This is a genomic window from Streptomyces sp. NPDC056628, from assembly GCF_042792555.1.
In the GTDB taxonomy this organism is placed as follows: domain Bacteria; phylum Actinomycetota; class Actinomycetes; order Streptomycetales; family Streptomycetaceae; genus Streptomyces.
The window spans coordinates 1-23,471 of record NZ_JBHTWG010000026.1 but is presented as its reverse complement, the minus strand read 5'-3'; the positions used below and the strand labels follow the sequence as shown (position 1 = coordinate 23,471).

Annotated in this window: 16 protein-coding genes and 1 pseudogene; 5 read left to right on the top strand and 12 right to left on the bottom strand. The window is 71.5% G+C overall.

The window, feature by feature from the left end; translation table 11 throughout:
* Positions 1-101 precede the first annotated feature (101 nt).
* Positions 102-1,316, bottom strand: coding sequence for an acetate kinase (locus ACFRAC_RS26095; RefSeq protein ID WP_382929818.1), 1,215 nt, complete (start codon positions 1,314-1,316; stop codon positions 102-104).
* Positions 1,313-3,415, bottom strand: coding sequence for a phosphate acetyltransferase (pta, locus tag ACFRAC_RS26090; protein ID WP_382929808.1), 2,103 nt, complete (start codon positions 3,413-3,415; stop codon positions 1,313-1,315). The genes ACFRAC_RS26095 and pta overlap by 4 nt, the downstream gene beginning before the upstream one ends.
* A gap of 301 nt (positions 3,416-3,716) precedes the next feature.
* Here pta and ACFRAC_RS26085 point away from each other — a divergent pair, with 301 nt between their 5' ends.
* Positions 3,717-4,742: an ATP-dependent 6-phosphofructokinase gene (locus ACFRAC_RS26085; RefSeq protein WP_382929803.1), complete on the top strand. Its 1,026-nt coding sequence runs from the start codon at positions 3,717-3,719 to the stop codon at positions 4,740-4,742.
* A 19-nt stretch (positions 4,743-4,761) separates the two neighbouring features.
* Here ACFRAC_RS26085 and ACFRAC_RS26080 read toward each other — a convergent pair whose 3' ends face one another.
* From ACFRAC_RS26080 to ACFRAC_RS26055, 6 genes are all read right to left on the bottom strand, one after another.
* Positions 4,762-5,499, bottom strand: a complete 738-nt coding sequence (locus ACFRAC_RS26080) for an XRE family transcriptional regulator (RefSeq protein WP_382929793.1) — start codon at positions 5,497-5,499, stop codon at positions 4,762-4,764.
* A 354-nt stretch (positions 5,500-5,853) separates the two neighbouring features.
* The gene (locus ACFRAC_RS26075) at positions 5,854-6,693 is read right to left on the bottom strand and encodes a carbohydrate ABC transporter permease (protein ID WP_382929783.1); all 840 of its coding nucleotides are present in this window, start codon (positions 6,691-6,693) and stop codon (positions 5,854-5,856) included.
* A gap of 3 nt (positions 6,694-6,696) precedes the next feature.
* A complete protein-coding gene (locus tag ACFRAC_RS26070; RefSeq protein ID WP_382929766.1) occupies positions 6,697-7,632 on the bottom strand; it encodes a carbohydrate ABC transporter permease in 936 nt (311 codons plus the stop codon).
* 10 nt (positions 7,633-7,642) lie between these two features.
* Positions 7,643-9,016 carry an extracellular solute-binding protein gene (locus ACFRAC_RS26065; RefSeq protein WP_382929747.1) on the bottom strand — a complete coding sequence of 458 codons (1,374 nt, stop codon included), beginning with the start codon at positions 9,014-9,016 and terminating at the stop codon, positions 7,643-7,645.
* A 168-nt stretch (positions 9,017-9,184) separates the two neighbouring features.
* A complete protein-coding gene (locus tag ACFRAC_RS26060) occupies positions 9,185-9,889 on the bottom strand; it encodes a response regulator (protein ID WP_382929730.1) in 705 nt (234 codons plus the stop codon).
* Positions 9,886-11,577: an ATP-binding protein gene (locus tag ACFRAC_RS26055; RefSeq protein WP_382929723.1), complete on the bottom strand. Its 1,692-nt coding sequence runs from the start codon at positions 11,575-11,577 to the stop codon at positions 9,886-9,888. Before ACFRAC_RS26055 ends, ACFRAC_RS26060 begins: the two co-directional genes overlap by 4 nt.
* 196 nt (positions 11,578-11,773) lie before the next feature.
* Between ACFRAC_RS26055 and ACFRAC_RS26050 the strand changes: the two genes are divergently transcribed.
* The 4 genes from ACFRAC_RS26050 (at position 11,774) to ACFRAC_RS26035 (ending at position 16,399) form a co-directional block, all read left to right on the top strand.
* Complete coding sequence (locus ACFRAC_RS26050) at positions 11,774-13,171, top strand: cation:dicarboxylate symporter family transporter (protein WP_382929716.1); 1,398 nt, start codon at positions 11,774-11,776, stop codon at positions 13,169-13,171.
* A gap of 115 nt (positions 13,172-13,286) precedes the next feature.
* Entirely contained in the window at positions 13,287-13,673 is a 387-nt protein-coding gene (locus ACFRAC_RS26045; RefSeq protein ID WP_382929707.1) for a MerR family transcriptional regulator, read from the top strand.
* Complete coding sequence (locus ACFRAC_RS26040; protein ID WP_382929702.1) at positions 13,670-14,002, top strand: thioredoxin family protein; 333 nt, start codon at positions 13,670-13,672, stop codon at positions 14,000-14,002. Before ACFRAC_RS26045 ends, ACFRAC_RS26040 begins: the two co-directional genes overlap by 4 nt.
* A gap of 180 nt (positions 14,003-14,182) precedes the next feature.
* Positions 14,183-16,399, top strand: coding sequence for a HelD family protein (locus tag ACFRAC_RS26035; protein WP_382929695.1), 2,217 nt, complete (start codon positions 14,183-14,185; stop codon positions 16,397-16,399).
* 73 nt (positions 16,400-16,472) lie between these two features.
* Here the strand turns inward: ACFRAC_RS26035 and glgB are convergent, their stop codons facing one another.
* The 4 genes and pseudogenes from glgB to ACFRAC_RS26015 all read right to left on the bottom strand — a co-directional run.
* Positions 16,473-19,424, bottom strand: coding sequence for a 1,4-alpha-glucan branching enzyme (gene glgB, locus ACFRAC_RS26030; protein ID WP_382929685.1), 2,952 nt, complete (start codon positions 19,422-19,424; stop codon positions 16,473-16,475).
* Complete coding sequence (locus tag ACFRAC_RS26025) at positions 19,421-20,869, bottom strand: maltokinase (RefSeq protein WP_382929675.1); 1,449 nt, start codon at positions 20,867-20,869, stop codon at positions 19,421-19,423. Before ACFRAC_RS26025 ends, glgB begins: the two co-directional genes overlap by 4 nt.
* 83 nt (positions 20,870-20,952) lie before the next feature.
* Positions 20,953-22,653 (bottom strand): maltose alpha-D-glucosyltransferase, encoded by a 1,701-nt coding sequence (treS, locus tag ACFRAC_RS26020; protein WP_382929666.1) that lies wholly within the window; start codon positions 22,651-22,653, stop codon positions 20,953-20,955.
* A pseudogene (locus tag ACFRAC_RS26015) lies at positions 22,650-23,471 on the bottom strand (alpha-1,4-glucan--maltose-1-phosphate maltosyltransferase); the annotation flags it as partial. The pseudogene ACFRAC_RS26015 and the gene treS, both read right to left, overlap by 4 nt.

The window sequence follows — 23,471 nt, the reverse complement described above, 5'->3', positions numbered from 1 at the left end:
TCGGTTTGTTTCGCCGCGGAATATTCCGTCTGGTGGAAAATACAAATGAGCTGCGCTTTGCTCAGCCGTGTTACCGGGCCGTTTACCTCCGTTGCCGTCACTCAGTCGCCGCCCCCGACGACCAGAGCGTAGGTCTGCGTCGCGATCTCCAGTTCCTCGTCGGTCGGCACCACCGCGACCGCGACCCGCGCGCCCACCGGTGAGATCAGGCGTGCCCCGCCCCCGCGCGCGGCGTTCAGCTCCGGGTCCACGGCGAGGCCCAGCTGCTCCAGGCCCGCCATGGCGGCCTCGCGGACCGGTGCCGCGTTCTCCCCGACCCCGGCGGTGAACACGACGGCGTCGACCCGGCCGAGGACCGCGCAATAGGCGCCTATGTACTTCTTCAACCGGTGAATGTAGACGTCGAAGGCCAATTGCGCGCGCTCGTCCCCCTCGTCGATCCGGCGCCGGATCTCCCGCATGTCGTTGTCGCCGCAGAGCCCGACCAATCCGCTCTTCTTGTTGAGCAGGTCGTCGATTTCCGCAATGGACATTTCGGCGACCCGCGCCAAATGGAAGATGACGGCGGGATCGATGTCACCCGATCGCGTACCCATCACGAGTCCCTCCAAGGGCGTCAGCCCCATGGAGGTGTCCACGCACCTGCCGCCCCGCACCGCGGACGCCGAGGCGCCGTTGCCGAGGTGCAGCACGATGACGTTCACCTCTTCGGGGGCCTTGCCCAGCAGCTCGGCGGTGGCCCGCGAGACGTACGCGTGCGAGGTGCCGTGGAAGCCGTAGCGGCGGACGCGGTGCCGGTCCGCGGTCTCGACGTCGATGGCGTAGCGGGCGGCGGACTCCGGCATCGTGGCGTGGAAGGCCGTGTCGAAGACGGCGACCTGCGGCAGGTCGGGGCGCAGCGAGCGCGCCGTGCGGATACCGGTGAGGTTGGCCGGGTTGTGCAGGGGCGCCACCGGGATGAGCCGCTCGATCTCGGCGAGCACGGCCTCGTCCACGACCGTCGGATCGGTGAATCGCTTGCCGCCGTGCACCACCCGGTGGCCGATCGCGGCCAGCTCCGGCGAGTCGAGCCCTAGGCCGTCCTGGGCGAGCTCGGCCGCCACCGCTTTCAGGGCCGCGTCGTGGTCGGCGATCGGGCCGCCGCGCTCACGGCTCTCGCCGCCGCCCGTGAGCGGGGTGTGCTTCAGCCGGGAGGTCCGCTCGCCGATGCGCTCGACGAGCCCCGTGGCGAGCCGGGCGCGCTCGCGCATGTCGAGCAGCTGGTACTTCAGCGACGACGAGCCGGAGTTGAGGACGAGGACGCGGGTGGCGGTCACGGGGCGGCGGCCTTCCGCTCGGAGGACGGGGCGGGGGACTGGGACTGGATCGCCGTGATGGCGACGGTGTTGACGATGTCCGAGACGAGGGCGCCCCGGGACAGGTCGTTGACCGGCTTGCGCAGGCCCTGCAGGACCGGGCCGACGGCGATGGCTCCGGCCGAGCGCTGCACGGCCTTGTAGGTGTTGTTTCCCGTGTTGAGGTCCGGGAAGATCAGCACCGTCGCCTGCCCGGCCACGTCGGACTCCGGGAGCTTGGTCGCGGCGACCGACGGCTCCACCGCGGCGTCGTACTGGATGGGGCCCTCGATCCGCAGGTCGGGGCGGCGCGAGCGCACCAGCTCGGTCGCCGCGCGCACCTTGTCGACGTCGGCGCCCGAGCCCGAGGTGCCCGTGGAGTACGACAGCATCGCGATCCGCGGCTCGACCCCGAACCGCGCGGCCGTGGCCGCCGACTGGACGGCGATGTCGGCCAGCTGCTCGGCGTCCGGGTCAGGGTTCACCGCGCAGTCGCCGTAGACGAGCACCCTGTCGGCGAGGCACATGAAGAACACCGAGGAGACGATGCCGGCGTCCGGCTGCGTCTTGATGATCTCGAAGGCGGGCCGGATGGTCGCGGCCGTGGAGTGCACCGACCCCGACACCATGCCGTCGGCGAGCCCCTCCTGCACCATCAGCGTCCCGAAGTAGTTGACGTCGCTCACCACGTCGTACGCCAGCTCGACGGTGACCCCCTTGTGGGCGCGGAGCCGGGCGTACTTCTCCGCGAAGGAGTCGCGCAGCTCGCTGGTCTCCGGGTCGATCAGCTGGGTGTCGCCGAGGTCGATGCCGAGGTCGGCGGCCGTCTTGCGGATGCGGTCGGCCGGCCCGAGGAGGGTGAGGTCGCAGACGTGGCGCCGCAGCAGCACCTCGGCGGCCTGCAGGACGCGCGGCTCGGTGCCCTCCGGCAGCACGATGCGCCGGATGTCCGAGCGGGCCTGCTCCAGCAGCTTGTGCTCGAACATCATCGGCGTCACGCGGTCGGAGTCCGGGGCCGAGACCCGCCCCACCAGCTCCCCGGTGTCGACGTACCGCTCGAACAGGCCGAGCGCGGTCTCCGCCTTGCGCGGGGTGGCCGCGCTCAACTTGCCCTCCAGCGACGACAACCGCTCGGCGGTCGAGAAGCTGTAGCCGGGCACGGACAGCACCGGGGTGCCGGGGGCGAGGCGCGCGGCCAGGGTGAGGATCTCGTCGCCCGGCCGCTCGTCGAGGGTGAGCAGCACCCCGGCGATCGGCGGGGTGCCCGCGCTGTGCGCGGCCAGCGAGCCGACGACCAGGTCGGCGCGGTCTCCCGGCGTGACGACCAGGCAGCCCGGCGTCAGGGCGGTCAGGAAGTTCGGCAGCATCGCGCCGCCGAACACGAAGTCCAGGGCGTCGCGCGCGAGTCCCGAGTCGTCGCCGAGCAGGACCTTCGCGTCCAGCGCCTGGACGATCTGCGCCACAGTCGGCGCGGACAGGGCGGGTTCGTCGGGCAGGACGTAGCAGGGTACGGGCAGCCGGGAGGCCAGCCGCTCGGCGATCTCGTCCCGGTCCTCGCGGGCCACCCGGTTGGCCACCATGGCCAGCACGTCGCAGCCCAGATTCTCGTATGCCCGGTAGGCGTTGCGCGTCTCGGCGAGCACCGACTCGGCGGTCTGCCCGCGCCCGCCGACGACCGGGAGGACGGAGGCGCCGAACTCGTTGGCGAGCCGGGCGTTGAGGGACAGCTCGTCCGGGAGCTGGGTGTCGGCGAAGTCGGTGCCGAGCACCAGGACGACGTCGTAGTCGCGGGTGACCGCGTGGAAGCGGTCGACGAGCGTGGACACCAGCTCGTCGGTGCCGCGCTCGGCCTGCAGGGCGGACGCCTCGTGGTAGTCCATGCCGTAGACCGTCGCCGGGTCCTGGGAGAGGCGGTACCGGGCGCGCAGCAGTTCGAACATGCGGTCGGGGGAGTGGTGGACCAGCGGCCGGAACACTCCGACCCGGTCGACCTGGCGGGTCAGGAGCTCCATCACCCCCAGCTCGACGACCTGCCGGCCGTCGCCGCGGTCGATGCCGGTCACGTACACGCTGCGCGTCACGCGTGATCTCCGTTTCCTCTGTCGCCGTCTCGTCCGTCGCCCGTCCCCGGGTCCCACAGCGGGCCGCGACATCACCCGGTGAGGCAGTGAAACCCTCTTGACACTACCCTTGGCGCTCGTTAAGGCGCCCGCCAGGATGAGGGGCGCGGCGGGGGGTACGCGCGGGGCGCGGGAGGCCTCGGCGCGGCCCGGAACGGGGCGGAAACGTGACGGAACGGACGCAAGCGACAGGCCTCTCGGGGACATGAAACAATCGGATCGGCTCACCGGCATCACGACAGCGAGCAGGAGACACAGCACGATGCGCATCGGAGTTCTCACCGCAGGCGGCGACTGCCCCGGCCTGAACGCCGTGATCCGGTCGGTCGTGCACCGGGCCGTGACCCACTACGGCGACGAGGTGATCGGCTTCGAGGACGGCTTCGCGGGTCTGCTCGACGGCCACTACCGCACCCTCGACCTGGAGGCCGTCAGCGGCATCCTGGCCCGCGGCGGCACCATCCTCGGCTCGTCCCGGCTGGAGCGCACCCGGCTGCGCGAGGCCTGCGAGAACGCCCCGGACATCGCCCGTGACTTCGGCATCGACGCGCTCATCCCGATCGGCGGCGAGGGCACCCTGACGGCCGCCCGGATGCTGTCGGACGCGGGCCTGCCGGTGGTCGGTGTGCCCAAGACGATCGACAACGACATCTCCTCGACGGACCGCACCTTCGGCTTCGACACCGCCGTCGGCGTCGCCACCGAGGCCATGGACCGCCTGAAGACCACCGCCGAGTCGCACCAGCGCGTCATGGTCGTCGAGGTCATGGGGCGGCACGCGGGCTGGATCGCCCTGGAGTCCGGCATGGCGGCCGGCGCGCACGGCATCTGCCTCCCGGAGCGCCCGTTCGACCCCGCCGACCTCGTCAAGATGGTCGAGGAGCGCTTCGCCCGCGGCAAGAAGTTCGCGGTGATCTGCGTCGCCGAGGGCGCCCACCCCGCCGACGGCAGCATGGACTACGGCAAGGGGGAGATCGACCAGTACGGCCACGAGCGTTTCCAGGGCATCGGCACCGCCCTCGCCTTCGAGCTGGAGCGCCGCCTCGGCAAGGAGGCCAAGCCGGTCATCCTCGGCCACGTCCAGCGCGGCGGCGTGCCCACCGCGTACGACCGCGTCCTCGCCACCCGTTTCGGCTGGCACGCCGTCGAGGCCGCGCACCGCGGCGAGTTCGGCAGGATGACGGCCCTGCGCGGCACGGACATCGTGATGGTCCCGCTCGCGGAGGCCGTCACCGAGCTGAAGACGGTCCCCAAGGACCGCATGGACGAGGCGGAGTCGGTCTTCTAGGGCGCGGCGCGACCCGGCGTCAGGGCGTACCGCCCCGCACCGCCGTCCAGAAGCGCTCCACGATCCCGTCCAGGAACGCACGGCCCGCCGCGCTGTGGTCACCGCTGGCCGCGCCCCAGCTGAGGGTGGCGGTCATCTGCCCCTGGTACTCCTGGTGCAGCTCCCGCAGGGCGTGCTGGATCAGCCGCCGGTCCAGCGGTGCCATCGCGGCCACCGGGCGGACGTACGCCTGCCAGCGCGTCGTCACCGCGCTGCGCAGCAGGTCGGCCAGGCGCGCGTCGCGGCCCGTGACGGTGATGAAGTCCGGGAGCGACAGCCCGAGCACCTCGGCGAGCGCGGCGGACTGGCGGTCGGTGCCGTGCCAGTCGTCGTGGTCCTCCATCCGCAGATAGGCGTGCAGGTCGTGCCCGACGGCACGGGCCACGTCCTCGGGCGCGAGACCCCGGGCGACGCGGTGCTCGCGCAACGTCCGGGGTCTGCCGAGCAGTTCGCCCGGCGAGCACCACAGCACGCCCGCGAGGGCGGTGAGTTCGCCGTTGTCCGGCGCGACGAGTTCGCGTTCCCAGGCGAGGACGAGGTCCCCGGTGACATGGGGGAGGCCGTAGGAGACCCGGATGCCGTAGGCGACGTGCTCGGGCCCCATGTTGAGGCCGGCTCTCAGACGGCGGGCGGCCGGGGCGTCGAACGGCGGGGTGGGCGGATTGCGGAGGCTGGAACGGCGGGGCGGCTGGTTCGGCTGAGCTGGCGGTCGGCGCACGGCCCACACCGTAGGACGGCCGGAATGCGGTGACTACGGTCTGTTCGGCCAGGATCACGGATCGTATGAAGATACGGCTACCGGCGGGTTCGGTCTCTGGAGGGTGGCGGTGCCGCCCGCGGTGAGACGCCGTGCGGCCGGGCCCCGCACCGCCCTCCGGGTGCTGGGGCCGAGGGAACGGCAAGCTCAGGCGGCATATTCGCTCCCGTGTGCGGGGTCGGGCCCGGCGACGGCACACCCCCGTCGCGGTCGCGCGCACACCCGGAACTCGAAGAGGAGTGCGGCCCGCCGCCGTACGGTGGACCGCCCGCGGCACCCGGGGAGGCGGCTCGAATCCGACGCCCGCCCCGCCCGCTACCCCTTGACTGCCCCGCCCAGCGCGAACCCGCCGCCCAGCCGGCGCGCCACCAGCACGTACAGCAGGATCACCGGGGTCGAGTAGAGGATCGAGAACGCCGCCAGCTGCCCGTAGACCACCGTGCCCCGGTTGCCGAAGAACTCGTTGATGCTCACCGCCGCCGGCATCTGGTCGGGGGTGAGCAGCAGCATGAACGGGACGAAGAAGTTCCCCCACATCATCACGAAGGAGAACACGGTCACCACCGCCACGCCCGGCCCCATCAGCGGCAGCACGATCCGCACCAGCGACTGCAGCGACGACGCCCCGTCCGTCCAGGCCGCCTCCTCCAGCTCCTTCGGCACCCCGTCCATGAAGTTCTTCATCAGCCAGATGGCGAACGGCAGTTGGGACGCGGCGAAGAAGAAGATCGTGCCTTCCACGGTGTCGATCAGGTTCACCTGCACGAACAGCGCGTACACCGGCACCATGATCGCGGTGATCGGCAGGCTCGTCGCGAACAGGACCGTCAGCAGGAACGGCCGGTTGAAACGGGACCGGAACCGCGACAGCGGATAGGCGGCCAGCGCCGCGCACGCCACCGTCAGCAGCGTCCCGCCGCCGCACAGCAGCAGGCTGTTCAGCAGCGGGGTGAAGGTGATGTCCGGGGTCATGACGGCGTCGAAGTTGTCCAGGGTCAGTCCGTCCGGGAGCTTCACCCGCAGATCGGCGTGCGGGTCCAGGGCGGACAGCACCACCCAGGCCAGCGGGAGCACGAACGCGGCGGCCACCACGAGCAGTCCGGCGTCGGCGGCCAGCCGGTGCGAGGCCCTGCGGGACGAGAGCGTGCGCGGCATGGCTCAGACCTCCGTCCGCAGCAGACGCAGATAGACCACCGAGAACAGCGAGCCCACCACGAGCAGCAGCAGGGCGACCGCGGTGCCGTAGCCGATCATGCTCTTCTGGAACGCCTCCTCGTACATGAACAGCGGCAGCGTCTGGCTGCGGCCGCCCGGACCGCCCCGGGTCATCACCCAGATCAGCCCGAACACGGACAGCGTCTGCAGGGTGATGAGCATCAGGTTGGTGCCGATGGAGCGCCGGATCATCGGCAGCGTGATGTGCCACAGCCGGCGCCGGCCGCCGGCCCCGTCGACCTCGGCGGCCTCGGTGATCTCCTTCGGGATCTCGTTGAGGGCCGCCGAGTACACCAGCATCGAGAAGGCCGTGCCCCGCCAGACGTTCGCGAAGGACACCGCGAGGATCGGGAGGGTGAACAGCCAGTTCTGGGTGGGCAGACGCAGCCAGTCCAGTACGGCGTTCAGGGTGCCCTCGCGGCGGAAGAAGGCGTACAGCAGGAATCCGGCGACGACCTCCGGCAGCACCCACGCCGTGATGACGATCCCGCCGACCAGCGTGCGCACCGGCTTCGAGGCGCGCCGCATCAGCATCGCCAGTGCCAGCCCCAGGGTGTTCTGGCCGACCAGGGCCGAGATCACCGTGAAGACCAGGGTGAGCCAGACGGCGTTCAGGAACGCGTCGTCGCCGAAGGCGGTGGTGAAGTTCTCGAAGCCGACGAACGAGTCCTCGGCCTGTCCGGTGAGCTGGAGGTCGGTGAACGCGATGTAGGCGCAGTACGCGATCGGACCGGCCAGGAACAGCAGCAGCAGGACGACCGCCGGGGCCAGCGGCAGGACCCGCAGCAGCGGGACGCGACGCGGCCGGGTACCCGGGCGGGGCGGCACGGCGGCCGGACCCGGCCCCTTCGCGAGGCCGGGGTCGGTGGCGGTCTTCATGAGCGGTGGCTCACTTCTCGATCACCTGGCCGTCCGTCGCCGACTTCAGCTCCTCGTCGTACGCCTTCGCCGCGTCCTCCACCGACACGTCACCCGTCGTCACGCCCTCCATCGCCTCCTGGATCGCGGTGGAGACCTTCGGGTACGCCGGGTAGGCGGGCCGGTAGTGGGTCGAGGCCACCAGGTCGGTGAAGAACTCGATGCCGGGCTGGGCGTCGACGTACGCGGGGTCGGCGGCGACGTCCTTGCGGACCGCGATGCCGGAGTTGGCGATGTACCACTTCTGCGCGTTCGCCTTGGTCTGCATCGTCTTCACGAACTCGAAGGCGAGATCGGGGTTGCCCGCCTTGGCGGGGATCGCCCACGTCCAGCCGCCGGACATGCTCACCTTGCCGGGCGCCTGCCCGTTCTGGGTGGGCATGGGGGCGAGGCCCAGCTTCTCGGACCACTCGGGCCACTCGTGCCCGCTGCCCTCCAGCCAGTCCTGCGGCAGCCAGGAGCCGTCGAGGTCGATGCCGAGCTTGCCCTCGGGAAGCAGCTCACCGCGCACCCGGGTGCCGAAGTTGGGGTCCAGGGCGTCCGAGACGTCCGGTCCCAGCTTCTCCTTGTAGACGGTCTCCACGAACGCCAGGGCGTCACGGAAACCCTTGCCGCCGGTGATCCACTTCTTGGACGCCTTGTCGTAGAGCGGGTCCGAGGCGCCGTCGTTCGTGCCGTACAGCAGCATCTCGAAGCCCTGCATGGTGGCGGCCTCGCCGGCGGGCTTGCCGGTGTAGACGTTGAGGGGGGTGACGCCGGGGACCTTCTTCTTGATCGTGCGGGCCGCGTCGAGGACGTCGTCCCAGGTCCTCGGCTGCCAGTCGGAGGGGAGGCCCGCCTTGGCGAAGACGCCCTTGTCGAACCACAGGCCCCGGGTGTCGGTGCCGTCCGGGACGCCGTACGTCTTGCCGTCCTCGCCCTTGGCGGCGGCCTTCGCGGTGTCGATGAACTGGTCCCAGTCCCGCCACTTGGCGAGATAGGGGTCGAGCGGCTTCAAATACCCGCTGGTGATGTCCGAGTTGATGAGGAAGGTGTCCTCGTAGACCAGGTCGGGAGCGGTCTTGGGGGAGCGGAGCATCTGCTGGAGCTTGGTGTAGTACTCCGAGTCCGGGGCCTTGATGGGGACGAACTCCACCTTCTTGCCGGGGTTCGCCTTCTCGAACTGCTTCTTGATGTCCGCGAGATAGGTGTCCATCACCTTCACGGAGTTGTCCGTGGACTGCTTGAACGAGACCTTCACGGTGTCCGGGTCGCTGCCGGAACCGCCGCCGCACGCGGTGAGCGTGGCGGCGGCGAGGGCGGTGGCGAGGAGCGGGGGGAGGGCGGCGGTGGGGCGCACGGGCATGACCTCCTGCGGGCGCACGACGTTGTGGCGCTGGACGGCTGCCCGGTGAACCTAAGAGGAGTGGTCTAGTCAGGTCAATGCATGTGCGGGGGAAAGCGGTTGAGGAGGTCGTGCCGGACGCCGCCGGGCCCGCCCCACGGGCGGACGAGGCGGCTTCACGGACCCGACCTAGCGGCCCGCCCCGGGCCCCGGAACCCACCGGTACACCAGCTCCGGTCGCCCCACCTGCCCGTACACCGGCCTGCGTTCGGCCCGCCCCGCGTCCACCAGGTGCTCCAGATAGCGGCGGGCCGTGATCCGGGAGATCCCGACGGCCTCGGCGACCCCGGCCGCCGTCAGCCCCCCGTCCGCGTCCCGCACCGCACCGGTCACCCGCTCCAGCGTCGGACCGCTCAGGCCCTTCGGCAGTGCGGCGGGGCCCGGTGCCCGCAGCGCCGCGAGCGCCCGGTCCACCTCGTCCTGGCCGCTCGCCTCGCCCACGGCCGCGTGGAACTCCGCGTACCGCACCAGCCGGTCCCGCAGCGTGGCGAAGGTGAACGGCTTCAGCACGTACTGCACGACGCCCAGCGACACGCCTTCGCGCACCACCGCCAGATCCCGGGCGGACGTGACCGCGATCACGTCCGCGTGATGCCCGGCGGTCCGCAGCGACCGGGCCAGCTGCAGCCCGTGCACATCCGGCAGGTGCAGATCGAGCAGCAGCAGATCCACCGGTGTGCGCTCCAGCGCCCAGCGCGCCTCCGCACCGGTGTGCGCCTTGCCGACCGCCACGAATCCCGGCACCCGGCCGACGTACATCACGTGCGCGTCCGCCGCGACCGGGTCGTCCTCCACCACCAGCACCCGGATCGCCTGCGCGGCGCCCGCGGTCATACGTCACCTCTCACGGCCACGGCGTCCCCGGCGGGGGAGCCCTGCGCGGGCACGGCTCCAGCCCGGGCGCCCGGGTCCCCGGCGTCGCCGTCCGCCAGGCGCAGCCGCGCCTCGAAGGCCGCCCCGCCGCCCTCGGCCCGGGTCACCGCCAGCTCTCCCTGGTGCCGGGTCACGACCTGCCGGACCAGCGCGAGGCCCAGGCCCCGGCCGCCCGGACCGGCCGGCTTGGTGGAGAACCCGCGCCGGAACACCGCCTCGGCGTGGGCGGGGTCCACCCCGGTGCCGGTGTCCGTCACCCGCAGCACCAGCTCGCCGTCCTCGGCGTACGCCGTCACCGTCACCCGCGCACCCACACTTCCCTGTGCCGCGTCCACGGCGTTGTCGATCAGATTGCCCAGCACCGTCACCAGGTCCCGGGCGGGCAGCGCCTCGCTCAGCAGCCCGTCGTCGAGCCGGCTGTCCTCCGACACGACGAGTTCCACGCCCCGCTCGTTGGCCTGCGCGGTCTTGCCCAGCAGCAGCGCCGCCAGCACCGGCTCGCTCACCGCCGCGACCACCTGGTCCGTCAGCGCCTGCGCCAGCTCCAGCTCGGCGGTGGCGAACTCCACCGCATCCTCGGCCCGCCCGAGCTCGATCAGCGACACCACCGTGTGCAGCCGGTTCGCCGCCTCGTGCGCCTGCGAGCGCAGCGCCTGCGTGAAGCCCCGCTCCGAGTCCAGCTCGCCCATCAGCGACTGCAGCTCGGTCACGTCGCGCAGCGTCACCACCGTGCCGCGCCGCTCGCCGCCGGACACCGGGGAGGTGTTCACCACCAGCACTCGCTCCGCGGTCAGGTGCACCTCGTCCACCCGGGGCTCGGTCGCGAGCAGCGTCCCCGTCAGCGGCGCCGGCAGCCCCAGCTCCGCCACGGACCGGCCCACCACGTCGCCCACCCCGAGCAGCTCCCGGCCCCCGTCGTTGATCAGCGCCACCCGGAACTGCCCGTCCAGCATCAGCAGCCCCTCCCGCACGGCGTGCAGGGCGGCCTGGTGGTAGTCGTGCATCCGGCTGAGCTCGGCCGCGTTCATCCCGTGGGTGTGCCGGCGCAGCCGGGCGTTGATCACGTAGGTGCCGACCGCGCCCAGCGTCAGCGCGCCCGCCGCCCCGCCGATCAGGGCGGTCAGCTGCTCCTGCACCCGCTTGCTGATCTCCTCCACCCGGATGCCCGCGCTGACCAGGCCCACGATGTGCTCCCGGCCGGTGCCGCCGTCGTAGATCGGCACCACCGCCCGCACCGACGGGCCGAGGGTGCCGGTGTAGGTCTCCGTGAACGGCTCCCCGCGCAGCGCGCGCTCGGTGTGCCCGCGGAAGTGCTGGCCTATCTGCCGCTCGTCGGGGTGGGTCCAGCGGATCCCGCGCGGATCCATGATCGTGACGAAGTCGACCTCGGCGTCCCGCTGCACGCGCAGCGCGTACGGCTGGAGCGCGGCCGTCGGGTCGTCGGTGCGGATGGCGTCCCGCGTGGACGGGGCGCCGGCGATGGACTGCGCCACCGCCGCGGCCTGCCGGCCCGCGGCGTCCTCGGCCTGGCCGCGGTCGCTGAGGTAGGTGAAGACCGCGTACCCGGAGAACAGCACCGCGATCAGCACGGCCTGCATGGCGAAGAGCTGCCCTGCCAGGCTGCGCGGGCTCGGGACGGGGATACGCATGCCGCCAGTCTGCCCGCACGTTTCCCGGTGAACTAAATGAACGGAAGGGTGACCGCCCTCACACACCGGGAGATAGTCACCGCATCGCTGCACACGACCCCCGTCCCCAGGGGCGCGCTTGTCCACCAGCGAACCCCCACCCCGGACGTGAGCCGCACGCCGGTGACAACCGACGAAGACGTCAAGGAGGGCAGCCGTGGCCGCCGCCAGTTCCCCCGATACGGCACCTGCCGCACCCGTCACCAAGCGGGACCGCACGCACTACCTCTACATCGCGGTGATCATCGCGGTGGCCCTCGGCATCGCCGTGGGCCTGGCCGCGCCCGACTTCGCCGTGGAGCTGAAGCCCATCGGGACCGGCTTCGTCGCGCTGATCAAGATGATGATCTCGCCGATCATCTTCTGCACGATCGTGCTGGGCATCGGCTCCGTGCGGAAGGCCGCCAAGGTCGGCGCGGTCGGCGGTATCGCGCTGGGCTACTTCCTGGTGATGTCGCTGATCGCCCTCGCCATCGGGCTCGTCGTCGGCAACATCCTGGAGCCCGGCTCCGGTCTCGCGGTCACCGACGCGGTCAAGGACGTCGGCCATGCGCAGGTGGACGCCGAGGCCAAGGACACCACCGAGTTCCTGCTCGGCATCATCCCCACCACGATGGTCTCCGCCTTCACCTCCGAGTCGGTCCTGCAGACCCTCCTGATCGCGCTGCTCGCCGGTTTCGCCCTGCAGGCCATGGGCTCGGCCGGGGAGCCGGTCCTGCGCGGGGTGCAGCACATCCAGCGGCTCGTCTTCCGCATCCTCGCCATGGTGATGTGGGCCGCGCCGATCGGTGCCTTCGGTGCCATCGCCGCCGTCACCGGCTCCGCCGGAGTGGACGCGCTCAAGAGCCTCGCCGTGCTGATGCTCGGCTTCTACGTCACCTGCTTCCTGTTCGTCTTCCTCGTGCTCGGCGCGCTGCTGCGGATCGTCGCCGGCCTCAACATCTTCACGCTCTGCAAGTACCTGGGCCGCGAGTTCCTGCTGATCCTGTCGACGTCGTCCTCGGAGTCGGCCCTGCCTCGCCTCATCGCGAAGATGGAGCACCTCGGCATCAGCAAGCCCGTCGTCGGCATCACCGTCCCGACCGGCTACTCCTTCAACCTCGACGGCACCATGATCTACATGACCATGGCGTCCCTGTTCATCGCCGACGCCATGGGCACCCCGATGTCGATCGGCGAGCAGATCCCGCTGCTGCTCTTCCTGCTGGTCGCCTCCAAGGGCGCCGCCGGTGTCACCGGCGCCGGCCTCGCCACCCTGGCGGGCGGTCTGCAGTCGCACAAGCCGGCCCTGGTGGACGGCATCGGCCTGATCGTCGGCATCGACCGCTTCATGAGCGAGGCCCGCGCCCTGACGAACTTCGCGGGCAACGCCGTCGCCACGGTGCTCATCGGCACCTGGACGAAGGAGATCGACCGCGAGCGGGTCGACCAGGTCCTCGCCGGCGAGATCCCCTTCGACGAGAAGACCCTGCTCGACGACCACGGCCACGAGGGCGAGCCCGTGCCGGCCGCGGCGCCGGGACAGGACGGCGAGAAGGAGCTCGCGAAGGCCTGACCGCCCTGACCGGCCCCTTCGCACCGGACGCCCGGCCCCGCCTGAACCGGGGCCGGGCGTCCGGCCGTGTGCGGCCCTTGCCCTGACGTCGGCGTCAAGGACTACGTTCGACCCCATGCGAATCGGCGAGCTGGCCGCACGGGCCGGGACCACGACGCGCACCCTGCGCTACTACGAGTCGCGCGGGCTGCTGCCCGCTCGGCGCGGCGTCAACGGGCACCGGGTGTACGACGAGGGCGATCTCCGGTTGCTCCGGCAGATCAGGACGCTGCAGGACTTCGGGTTCGACCTGGAGGAGACCCGGCCGTTCGTGGAGTGCCTGCGGGCCGGGCATCCGGAGGGCGACACCTGTCCGGCCTCGCTCGCGGTGTACCGGCGCAAGCTGGACGAGCTGGACGCGCTGATCGGTGAATTGCGGGCCGTACGCGCCAAGATCGGGCTGCGGCTGGCGCTGGCCGAGAGCGAGCCACCGTTGTGCGAACTGGGAGGGCGGGACCTGTGACCGAAACAGCGGGCGTGACCGAGGTGACGGACGCGGACTTCGAGGCGGAGGTGATCGGGGCGCGGCTGCCGGTGCTGGTGGAGTTCACCGCCGACTGGTGCCCGCCGTGCCGGCAGATGGGACCGGTGCTCGGCGCGCTGGCCGCGCAGGAGGGGGAGCGGCTGAAGGTGGTCCAGCTCGACGTGGACACCAATCCGCTGACGACCAACGCCTACAAGGTGCTGTCCATGCCGACCTTCATCGTGTTCCGCGACGGCGAGCCGGTGAAGGCGATGGTCGGGGCACGGGCCAAGCGGCGGCTCCTGCAGGAGCTGGCCGACGTGCTCTGAGCACCGCGCCCACCGCGCCACGCACAGCAGAAATCCCCCGGGGCAATTGCGCCCGGGGGATTTCTTTGCGTATATTCAATGGTTCGCGACTTCGAATAGCGAAGGCGCGGAGAAGTTCAGTGAGCACAGTATATCCGGGCGGGAGCGGAATTGTCAAACACCGAATTCCAAGACGGTGAATTGCGACGCGAGCAGGAATTCATCGACGGCCTGTACGCACGCGTCGACGCCCTGCGCGGCGACACCGAGGCCGGAGTCTCGGACGCGCTCGCCCAGGGCGACAAGCCCCTGCAGGCCCGCCTGGAGCGGGACATCCTCGTCGCCGAACGCTCCGGGCTGCTCGCCGCGCTGAACGCGGTGGACGGCTCCCTGTGCTTCGGCCGGATCGACCTCTCCTCGGGCGCGGCCCACCACATCGGCCGGATCGGGCTGCGCGCCGACGACGCCGAGCACACCCCGATCCTCATCGACTGGCGGGCCGACGTCGCCCGCCCCTTCTACCTGGCCACCGGCCACACCCCGATGGGGCTGCGGCGCAGGCGGCACATCACCACCGAGGGGCGTACCGTCACCGCCCTGCACGACGAGATCCTCGACCTCGGCGACCGCGAGCGCACCGGCCACGAGGACCCCACCGGCGACGCCGTCCTGCTCGCCGCGCTCGACGCCGCCCGCACCGGCCGCATGCACGACATCGTGCAGACCATCCAGGCCGAGCAGGACGAGATCATCCGGGCACCGCACCGCGGCGTCCTCGTCGTCGAGGGCGGCCCCGGCACCGGCAAGACCGCCGTCGCCCTGCACCGCGCCGCCTACCTGCTCTACGAGCACCGCGAGCTGCTCGCCAAGCGCGCCGTCCTGATCGTCGGCCCCAACCCCGCCTTCCTCGGCTACATCGGCGAGGTCCTGCCCTCCCTCGGCGAGACCGGGGTGCTGCTGGCCACCGTCGGCGAACTGTTCCCCGGCGTGAAGGCGACCGCGGCCGACACCCGCGAGGCGGCGGCCGTGAAGGGCCGCGCCGACATGGCGGACGTCCTCGCCGAGGTCGTCCGGGACTGGCAGGCGCTGCCCGATCCGGTCATCGCCATCGAGCACGACCGCGAGGTCCTGATGCTCGACGACGGACTCGTGAACGTGGCCCGGGAGAAGACCCGCGCCGCCCGGCTGCCGCACAACGCGGCCCGCGAGCACTTCGAGGGGCACATCCTCAACACCCTCACCGAGCTGTACGCCGAGCGGGTCGGCACCGACCCCTTCGACGGCACCAGCCTCCTCGACCCCAGCGACATCACCCAGATCCGCGACGAGATCGCCGAGAACCCCGAGGTGTGGGCGGCCATCGACCAGCTCTGGCCGCGACTCACCCCGCAGCGCCTGGTCGCCGACTTCCTCGCCGACCCCGTCGGCTACCTCCCCGACGAGGACGCGGCCGCGATCCGGCGGCCCGTGACCCGGGCGTGGACCGTGTCGGACGTACCGCTGCTCGACGAGGCCGCCGAACTGCTCGGCGAGGACGACCGTCTCGCCCGGGCCCGGGCCGAACGCGAGCGCGAGACGCAGATCGCCTACGCGCAGGGCGTGCTGGACGTGTCGTACGCGTCCCGGACCTACGAGTTCGAGGACAAGGACGAGCAGGACAGCGAGGTCCTCTCCGCGCACGACATCATCGACGCCGAGCGGTTCGCCGAGCGTCAGGAGGAGGACGACCACCGCAGCGCCGCCGAGCGCGCGGCGGCCGACCGCACCTGGGCGTTCGGGCACATCATCGTCGACGAGGCGCAGGAGCTGTCCCCGATGGCCTGGCGGCTGCTCATGCGACGTGTCCCCACGCGGTCGATGACCCTGGTCGGCGACCCGGCGCAGACCGCGGAGCCGGCCGGCGTCGGTTCCTGGGCGAAGATCCTCCAGCCGTACGTCGAGGACCGCTGGGAGCACACCCGGCTGGGCGTCAACTACCGCACGCCCGCCGAGATCATGGAGCTGGCGGCGGCCGTCGTCAGGGCGGAGGACCCGGACTTCGAACCGCCGAGTTCCGTACGGTCCACGGGTGTGCGTCCCTGGGTCCGGGCCACCGACGATCTGCCCGGCGCGGTGGCGAAGGCCGTCGAGAAGCTCACGCCGGCCGAGGGACGCCTCGCGGTCATCGCGCCCCGCCATCTGCACCGCAGGCTCGCGGCCCGGCTGGACGGCGTGACGGCGGGCGGGCAGCCCGACCTCACCCGCACGGTCGTCCTGCTCGACCCGCGCCAGGCCAAGGGGCTGGAGTTCGACTCGGTGCTGGTGGTCGAGCCGGGGCTGTACGGCACCAGCGACCTGTACGTGGCGCTGACCCGGGCGACGCAGCGGCTCGGCGTCCTGCACACGGGCCGCCTGCCGAAGGCGCTGGCCACGAACTGAACAACGCCGGAAGGGCTGAGAAGTCAGCCCCTCCGGCGTCCGAGGAGCGGGATCCGGGGCGGAGCCGCGGGACCTAAGCCGGGCGCAGCCACACCGTGGCCAGCGGTGGCAGCGTCAGCCGGATGCTCGCCGGGCATCCGTGCCAGCTCTGCGGCTCCGGCTTGACGGGGTCGGGGTTGGTGACGTCGCCGCCGCCGTAGCGGGCCGCGTCCGTGTTCACCGCCTCGTGCCAGGCCGGAACGTCGTCCGGGACGCCCAGCCGGTAGTCGTCGCGGACGACCGGCGCCATGTTCGACACCGCCAGCAGTGGCACGCCCTCGGCGTCGTACCGCAGGAACGCGAAGACGTTGTCGTCGGCCGCGTCCCCCACCACCCACCGGAAGCCGGACGGGTCGGTGTCCCGCTGCCAGAGCGCCGGCGTGTGGCGGTAGACCGTGTTCAGGTCGCGCACCAGGTCGCGCACGCCCCGGTGGTCCGCCTCCGCCCCGTACGCCGGGTCCAGCAGCCACCAGTCCGGGCCGTGCGCCTCCGACCACTCCGCGCCCTGCGCGAACTCCTGGCCCATGAAGAGCAGTTGCTTGCCGGGGTGCGCCCACATGAAGCCCAGGTAGGCCCGCAGGTTGGCCCGCTGCCGCCACCAGTCGCCGGGCATCTTCGACACCAGGGACCGCTTGCCGTGGACCACCTCGTCGTGCGAGATGGGCAGGACGTAGTTCTCGCTGTAGGCGTACACCATCGAGAAGGTCATCTCGTCGTGGTGGTGCCTGCGGTGGACCGGCTCCTTCGCCATGTACTCCAGCGAGTCGTGCATCCAGCCCATGTTCCACTTCAGCCCGAAGCCCAGCCCGCCGAAGCCGCCCGGCCCGGTCACGTGCGTCGGACGGGTCACCCCGTCCCAGGCGGTCGACTCCTCCGCGATGGTGACGACCCCCGGGTTGCGCCGGTACACGGTCGCGTTCATCTCCTGCAGGAACGCCACCGCGTCCAGGTTCTCCCGGCCGCCGTGCTCGTTCGGCACCCACTGGCCCGGCTCGCGCGAGTAGTCCAGGTAGAGCATCGAGGCGACGGCGTCCACCCGCAGCCCGTCGATGTGGAACTCCTCGCACCAGTACACCGCGTTGGCGACCAGGAAGTTGCGCACCTCGCGCCGCCCGAAGTCGAACTCCAGCGTCCCCCAGTCGGGGTGCGCGGAGCGCAGCGGGTCCTCGTGCTCGTACAGGGGGCGCCCGTCGAACTCGGCCAGCGCCCAGTCGTCGCGCGGGAAGTGCGCCGGCACCCAGTCCATCAGCACCCCGATGCCGGCCTGGTGCAACCGGTCCACGAGGTATTTGAAGTCGTCGGGGGTGCCGAGCCGGGCCGTCGGCGCGTAGAACCCGGTGACCTGATAGCCCCACGAGCCCCCGAACGGGTGCTCGGCCACCGGCATCAGCTCCACGTGCGTGAACCCGAGGTCCTTGACGTAGGCGGGCAGCTGCTCGGCGAGCTGCCGGTACGTCAGCCCCGGCCGCCAGGACGCCAGGTGGACCTCGTACACGGAGAACGGCGCCTCGTGCGGGGCCGGGGTGCCGCGCCGCTCCAGCCAGTCCGCGTCACCCCACTCGTACCCCGAGGCGTGCACGATGGAGGAGGTGTTCGGCGGAGCCTCCGTCCGGCGGGCCATCGGGTCCGCGCGCAGCGTCTTCGAACCGTCCGGCCGGGTGATCTCGAACTTGTACAGCTCGCCCTCGCCGATGCCGGGCACGAACAGCTCCCACACGCCGGTGCCGCCGAGCGAGCGCAGGGGGAAGCCGGTGCCGTCCCAGTAGTTGAAGGTGCCGGCGAGGGAGACGCCGCGCGCGTTCGGCGCCCACACGGTGAAGCGGGTGCCGGTCACACCCTGGTGGGTCATCGGCTGGGCGCCGAGCGCCCGCCACAGCTCCTCGTGCCGGCCCTCACCGATCAGATGCAGGTCGAGCTCGCCGAGCGCGGGCAGGAAGCGGTAGGCGTCCTCGGTCTCCTGCACCGTCCCCTCGTACGCCACGAGGAGCCGGTAGTCCTGCGGTGCGTCCCGCAGCGGCAGCAGCCCCGTGAAGAACCCGTCCCCGTCGTCGTGGAGTTCGGCCCGCACGGCACCGGCGACGACCGTCACCGACAGGGCGAACGGCCGGAAGGCGCGGAAGGCGACACCGCCGGGGACGGGATGCGCCCCGAGCACGGAGTGCGGGTCGTGGTGCGTGCCGGAGAGCAGCCGGTCGCGGTCGGCGGCGTCGAGGGCGGCGGAGCCGGCGGCTGTGACGGGAGCCGGCTGCTCGGCGGGGGTACCGGGTCCGGCGGTGCCCCCGGACGCCTGCTGGGCCGGGATCTTCTTCCGGGGGGCCTGCTGGGCGGGGATCTTCCGGCCCCCGGCCTTCTTCGCGTCCGCGCCCCCGGCCGGCGCGACCGCGGCGGCCCCCTTGCCCGCGGCGGCCTTGGCAGGCGTCCTGGCGGTGGCCTGCCGGGCCACGGTCTTCTTCGCGGTGGTCTTCTTGGCGACGGTCTTGGCGGTCGCGGCCGTCTTCTTGGCCGCGGCCTTCTTGGAGACGGCCTTCTTCGCCACGGCCTCCTCGACCGGGGCCTTCCCCGGGACCGAAGCGTCGGCCGCGGCCCTCTTGCCAACCGCCTGCTTCGCCACGGCCTTCTTCGTCACGGCCTTCTCGGCCGGAGCCTTCTTGGCGGCGGTCCTCTTGGCCGCGGGCTTCTTCGGCGGAGCCTTCTTCGCCGGATCTTTCTCCACGGCGGCCTCCTCGGGAGCCGCCTTCTTGGCGGCAGCCGTCACCGGGGCCTTCTTCGCGGCCGTCTTCTTCGCCGCCGCCGTAGGTGTGACCTTCTTCGCCACCCCCCTCCGCATCGACGCCACGGCCTTCTCGAGGGCCTTCGCGGGCTTGGTCTTCCCGGCCGGTTCGGCCTTCTTCGCCGTCGCCTTCTTCACGGCCGGCGTGGGCTCGGCCGTCGTCCCGGCCGGTGTCTGCGGGTCCGGATCGCTGGAGGGAGTGGTGCGGGGGGTCACGGGCGGGGCCTCCTCGGCGAAGGGGGGGACACGGGGGTGGAGGGAGGTGCGGGCGGGGCGTCGGCGGCGAGGCGGCGTATCGCCGCCAGCGGCACCGGCAGCCAGTCGGGCCGGTGCCGCGCCTCGTAGACGACCTCGTAGATCGCCTTGTCGGTCTCGTACGCCCGCAGCAGCACCGGATCGGTCCGCGGGTCGGCGCCACCGGCCTCGGCGTACCCGGAGCAGTAGGCGGCCCGGCAGGCGTCCGCCCAGCCCGGTGCGGGGTGCTCGGCGGAGTGGGCGGCGTAGTCGAAGGAGCGCAGCATACCGGCCACGTCCCGCACCGGAGGCTGCGGCATCCGCCGCTCGGCGAGCGGCTTCGACGGCTCGCCCTCGAAGTCGATCAGCCACCACCGCCCGGCGGGCGAGCGCAGGCACTGCCCGAGGTGCAGATCGCCGTGGACGCGCTGGGCCGTCCAGGTGCATCCCTCGGCGGCGAGATCGGCCAGCGCGTCGAAGGCCGAGCGCAGGGCGGGGGCGTACGGCCGCAGCGCGGGCACCGCCTGGGCGGCCGCGTCGAGCCGTCCGGCCATGCCCTCGACCTGCTGCCGCACCTGGATGTGCCCGAGCGTGACGGTCGGCAGGGCACGGGCCAGCGCCATGTGCACCTCGGCGGTCGCGCGCCCGAGGGCCCGGGCCGCGGAGGTGAAGTCCTCGCCCTTGGCGAGCCCGCGCAGCGCCAGGTCCCAGCCGTCCCCCGCGCCCTGCACGAACGGCTGGAGCACACCCAGCACATACGGCTCACCCGACAGCTCCGCCCGCATCCACGCCGTCGGCGCGGGCACCCGGTCGCAGCCCTCGCGGGCCAGCGCCAGCGGCAGCTCCAGGTCGGGGTTGACGCCGGGCACCACCCGGCGCAGCAGCTTCAGGATGAACGTATCGCCGTATACGACGGACGAGTTGGACTGCTCCGAGGTGACCAGGCGGGGCACCAGCGCCGACCGGATCTCGGCGCCCGGGTCCCGTTCGAAGCGGAGGGCGCCGATGCGTGCCCCGCTGCGCAGAGCCTCCAGCAGGAGTTCGCAGGGCCGGGGGTCGTACAGCGCGTCGTACACGGTGCGCCCCGCGAGGGGGCCCTCGGTGACATGCCCGATCAGCGCGGGCGCCAGCCGGGGCGGCAGCGCCTCACGGTCCCCGACGAGCAACTGGTAGCAGTCGGCCGGCTGCTCCGGCGCGCCCCGCGCCGGTGTGAGCGGCTGATGGGCGCGCACCAGCAGGTGGTACAGGCCGCGCTTGCCTCCGGGCGGCAGCAGTTCCGTCGCCGCGACCAGCGAGAAGCCCGTGACCGGACGTCCCTTGCCGGCGAACCAGCGCTGCCGTGGCAGCCAGTCTCTGAGCAGGGGGTCCAGTGACGCGAGGAGGCCGGGCGGGGTGACGAGGGTGCTACGGGTGACGGCTTCCGACATGACGTCGCGTCCTTTCCCCGGACGGTCGGGGTGATACTTCTGCGTGCCCCGGGCGGGGCGGTGGAAACCGCCCCGCCCGGGTCTCAGGCGGCGTCCTTGCGCAGCCGGAACCAGTAGAAGCCGTGGCCCCCGAGCGTCAGCAAGTACGGCAGATCACCGATGGCCGGGAATCGCACCCCGCCGAACAGCTCGACCGGATGGCGCCCGGTGAACGGGCTGAGGTCCAGTTCCGTGGGCTGCGCGAACCGCGAGAAGTTGTTCACGCAGAGCACGAGGTCGTCCTCGTACTCGCGCAGGAACGCGATCACCGCCGGGTTCGACGACTGGAGCTCGGTGTAGGAGCCGAGTCCGAAGGCGGGGTTCTGCTTGCGGATCTCGATCATGCGCCGGGTCCAGTGCAGCAGCGAGGACGGCGAGGACATCGACGCCTCGACGTTGGTGACCTGGTAGCCGTAGACCGGGTCCATGATCGTCGGCAGGAACAGCCGTCCCGGGTCGCTCGACGAGAAACCGGCATTGCGGTCCGGCGTCCACTGCATCGGTGTGCGTACGGCGTCGCGGTCGCCGAGCCAGATGTTGTCGCCCATGCCGATCTCGTCGCCGTAGTAGAGGATCGGCGAGCCCGGCAGGGACAGCAGCAGCGCGGTGAACAGCTCGATCTGGTTCCGGTCGTTGTCCAGCAGGGGTGCCAGCCTGCGCCGGATGCCGATGTTGGCGCGCATGCGGGGGTCCTTGGCGTACTCGGCCCACATGTAGTCGCGTTCCTCGTCGGTGACCATTTCGAGGGTGAGCTCGTCGTGGTTGCGCAGGAAGATTCCCCACTGGCAGCCCGAGGGGATCGCCGGGGTCTTCGCCAGGATCTCGGAGACGGGGTAGCGGGACTCGCGGCGTACGGCCATGAAGATGCGGGGCATGACGGGGAAGTGGAACGCCATGTGGCACTCGTCGCCGCCGGAGGCGTAGTCCCCGAAGTAGTCGACCACGTCCTCGGGCCACTGGTTCGCCTCGGCCAGCAGGACGGTGTCGGGGTACTGCGCGTCGATCTCCTTGCGGACCCGCTTGAGGAACTCGTGGGTGGCGGGCAGGTTCTCGCAGTTCGTGCCTTCCTCGGCGTAGAGGTAGGGGACGGCGTCGAGGCGGAAGCCGTCGATGCCGAGGTCGAGCCAGAACTTCAGGGCGGAGAGGATCTCCTCCTGCACGGCCGGGTTCTCGTAGTTGAGGTCGGGCTGGTGGGAGAAGAAGCGGTGGAAGAAGTACTGCTTGCGGACGGGGTCGAAGGTCCAGTTGGACGCCTCGGTGTCGACGAAGATGATGCGGGCGTCGGGGTAGGCCTTGTCGTCGTCGGCCCACATGTAGTAGTCGCCGTAGGGGCCTTCGGGGTCCTTGCGGGACTCCTGGAACCACGGGTGCTGGTCGCTGGTGTGGTTCATGACGAAGTCGATGATGACCCGCATGCCGCGCTGGTGGGCGGCGTCCACGAACTCCACGAAGTCCGCGAGGTCGCCGAACTCGGGGAGGACGGAGGTGTAGTCGGAGACGTCGTAACCGCCGTCGCGCAGGGGGGATTTGAAGAAGGGCGGCAGCCACAGGCAGTCCACGCCCAGCCATTGCAGGTAGTCGAGCTTTGCGGTCAGGCCCTTGAGGTCGCCCACGCCGTCGCCGTTGCTGTCCTGGAAGGAGCGGACCAGGACCTCGTAGAAGACGGCGCGTTTGAACCAGTCGGGATCACGGTCGTTGGCGGGGGTGTCCTCGAAGGTGTCCGGGACGGGCTCGTTGACGATCATATGGCGGGTGACCCTCCGATCTGCGGGGTGGACGGTCGCAAAACCTGGCCGCGCGCGTCCCGGGGACGCCCCCCGGGCTCCTGGCCGACGACGAGCACATGCGCGCCGCCGGGCAGGAGGCGCACATAGTTCGCTCTGCCCCAGTGATAGGTCTCGCCGGTGAGCTCGTCGCGCACCGGCACCGACTCGTGCCACTCCAGGCCGAGTTGCGGCATGTCCAACGAGACCGTGGCCTCCTGGGTGTGGTGAGGGTCGAGGTTGGCGACCACCAGAACAGTGTTCGAACCGCTGCGCTTCGAGTAGGCGATCACCGCATCCTTGTCCGTGTCGTGGAAGTGCAGGTCACGCAGCTGCCGCAGGGCCGGATTCTCCCTCCGGACGGTGTTGAGCCGGGTGATGAGGGGGGTGATGGTGCGGCCCTCGCGTTCGGCGGTCTCCCAGTCCCGCCGGCGCAGCTGGTACTTCTCGCTGTGGAGGTACTCCTCGCTGCCCTCGCGCAGGGGGGTGTTCTCGCACAGTTCGTAGCCGCTGTAGACGCCCCAGGTGGGGGAGAGGGTCGCGGCGAGCACGGCGCGGACCTCGAAGGCGGGCCGGTGCCCGTGCTGGAGGTAGGCGTGCAGGATGTCGGGGGTGTTGACGAAGAAGTTGGGCCGCATGTAGGCGGCCGCCTCCCCCGACAGCTCGGTCAGGTACTCCGTCAGCTCCTGCTTGCCGGTACGCCAGGTGAAGTAGGTGTACGACTGCTGGAAGCCGATCTGGGCCAGCGTGTGCATCATCGCCGGCCGCGTGAACGCCTCCGCCAGGAAGATCACGTCGGG

Coding starts and splice junctions, on each gene's coding strand:
- ACFRAC_RS26085 (WP_382929803.1), top strand. CDS start 3,717: ATGCGCATCGGAGTTCTCACCGCAGGCGGCGACTGCCCCGGCCTGAAC.
- ACFRAC_RS26075 (WP_382929783.1), bottom strand. CDS start 6,693: ATGCCGCGCACGCTCTCGTCCCGCAGGGCCTCGCACCGGCTGGCCGCC.
- ACFRAC_RS26070 (WP_382929766.1), bottom strand. CDS start 7,632: ATGAAGACCGCCACCGACCCCGGCCTCGCGAAGGGGCCGGGTCCGGCC.
- ACFRAC_RS26065 (WP_382929747.1), bottom strand. CDS start 9,016: ATGCCCGTGCGCCCCACCGCCGCCCTCCCCCCGCTCCTCGCCACCGCC.
- ACFRAC_RS26060 (WP_382929730.1), bottom strand. CDS start 9,889: ATGACCGCGGGCGCCGCGCAGGCGATCCGGGTGCTGGTGGTGGAGGAC.
- ACFRAC_RS26055 (WP_382929723.1), bottom strand. CDS start 11,577: ATGCGTATCCCCGTCCCGAGCCCGCGCAGCCTGGCAGGGCAGCTCTTC.
- ACFRAC_RS26045 (WP_382929707.1), top strand. CDS start 13,287: ATGCGAATCGGCGAGCTGGCCGCACGGGCCGGGACCACGACGCGCACC.
- ACFRAC_RS26025 (WP_382929675.1), bottom strand. CDS start 20,869: ATGTCGGAAGCCGTCACCCGTAGCACCCTCGTCACCCCGCCCGGCCTC.
- treS (WP_382929666.1), bottom strand. CDS start 22,653: ATGATCGTCAACGAGCCCGTCCCGGACACCTTCGAGGACACCCCCGCC.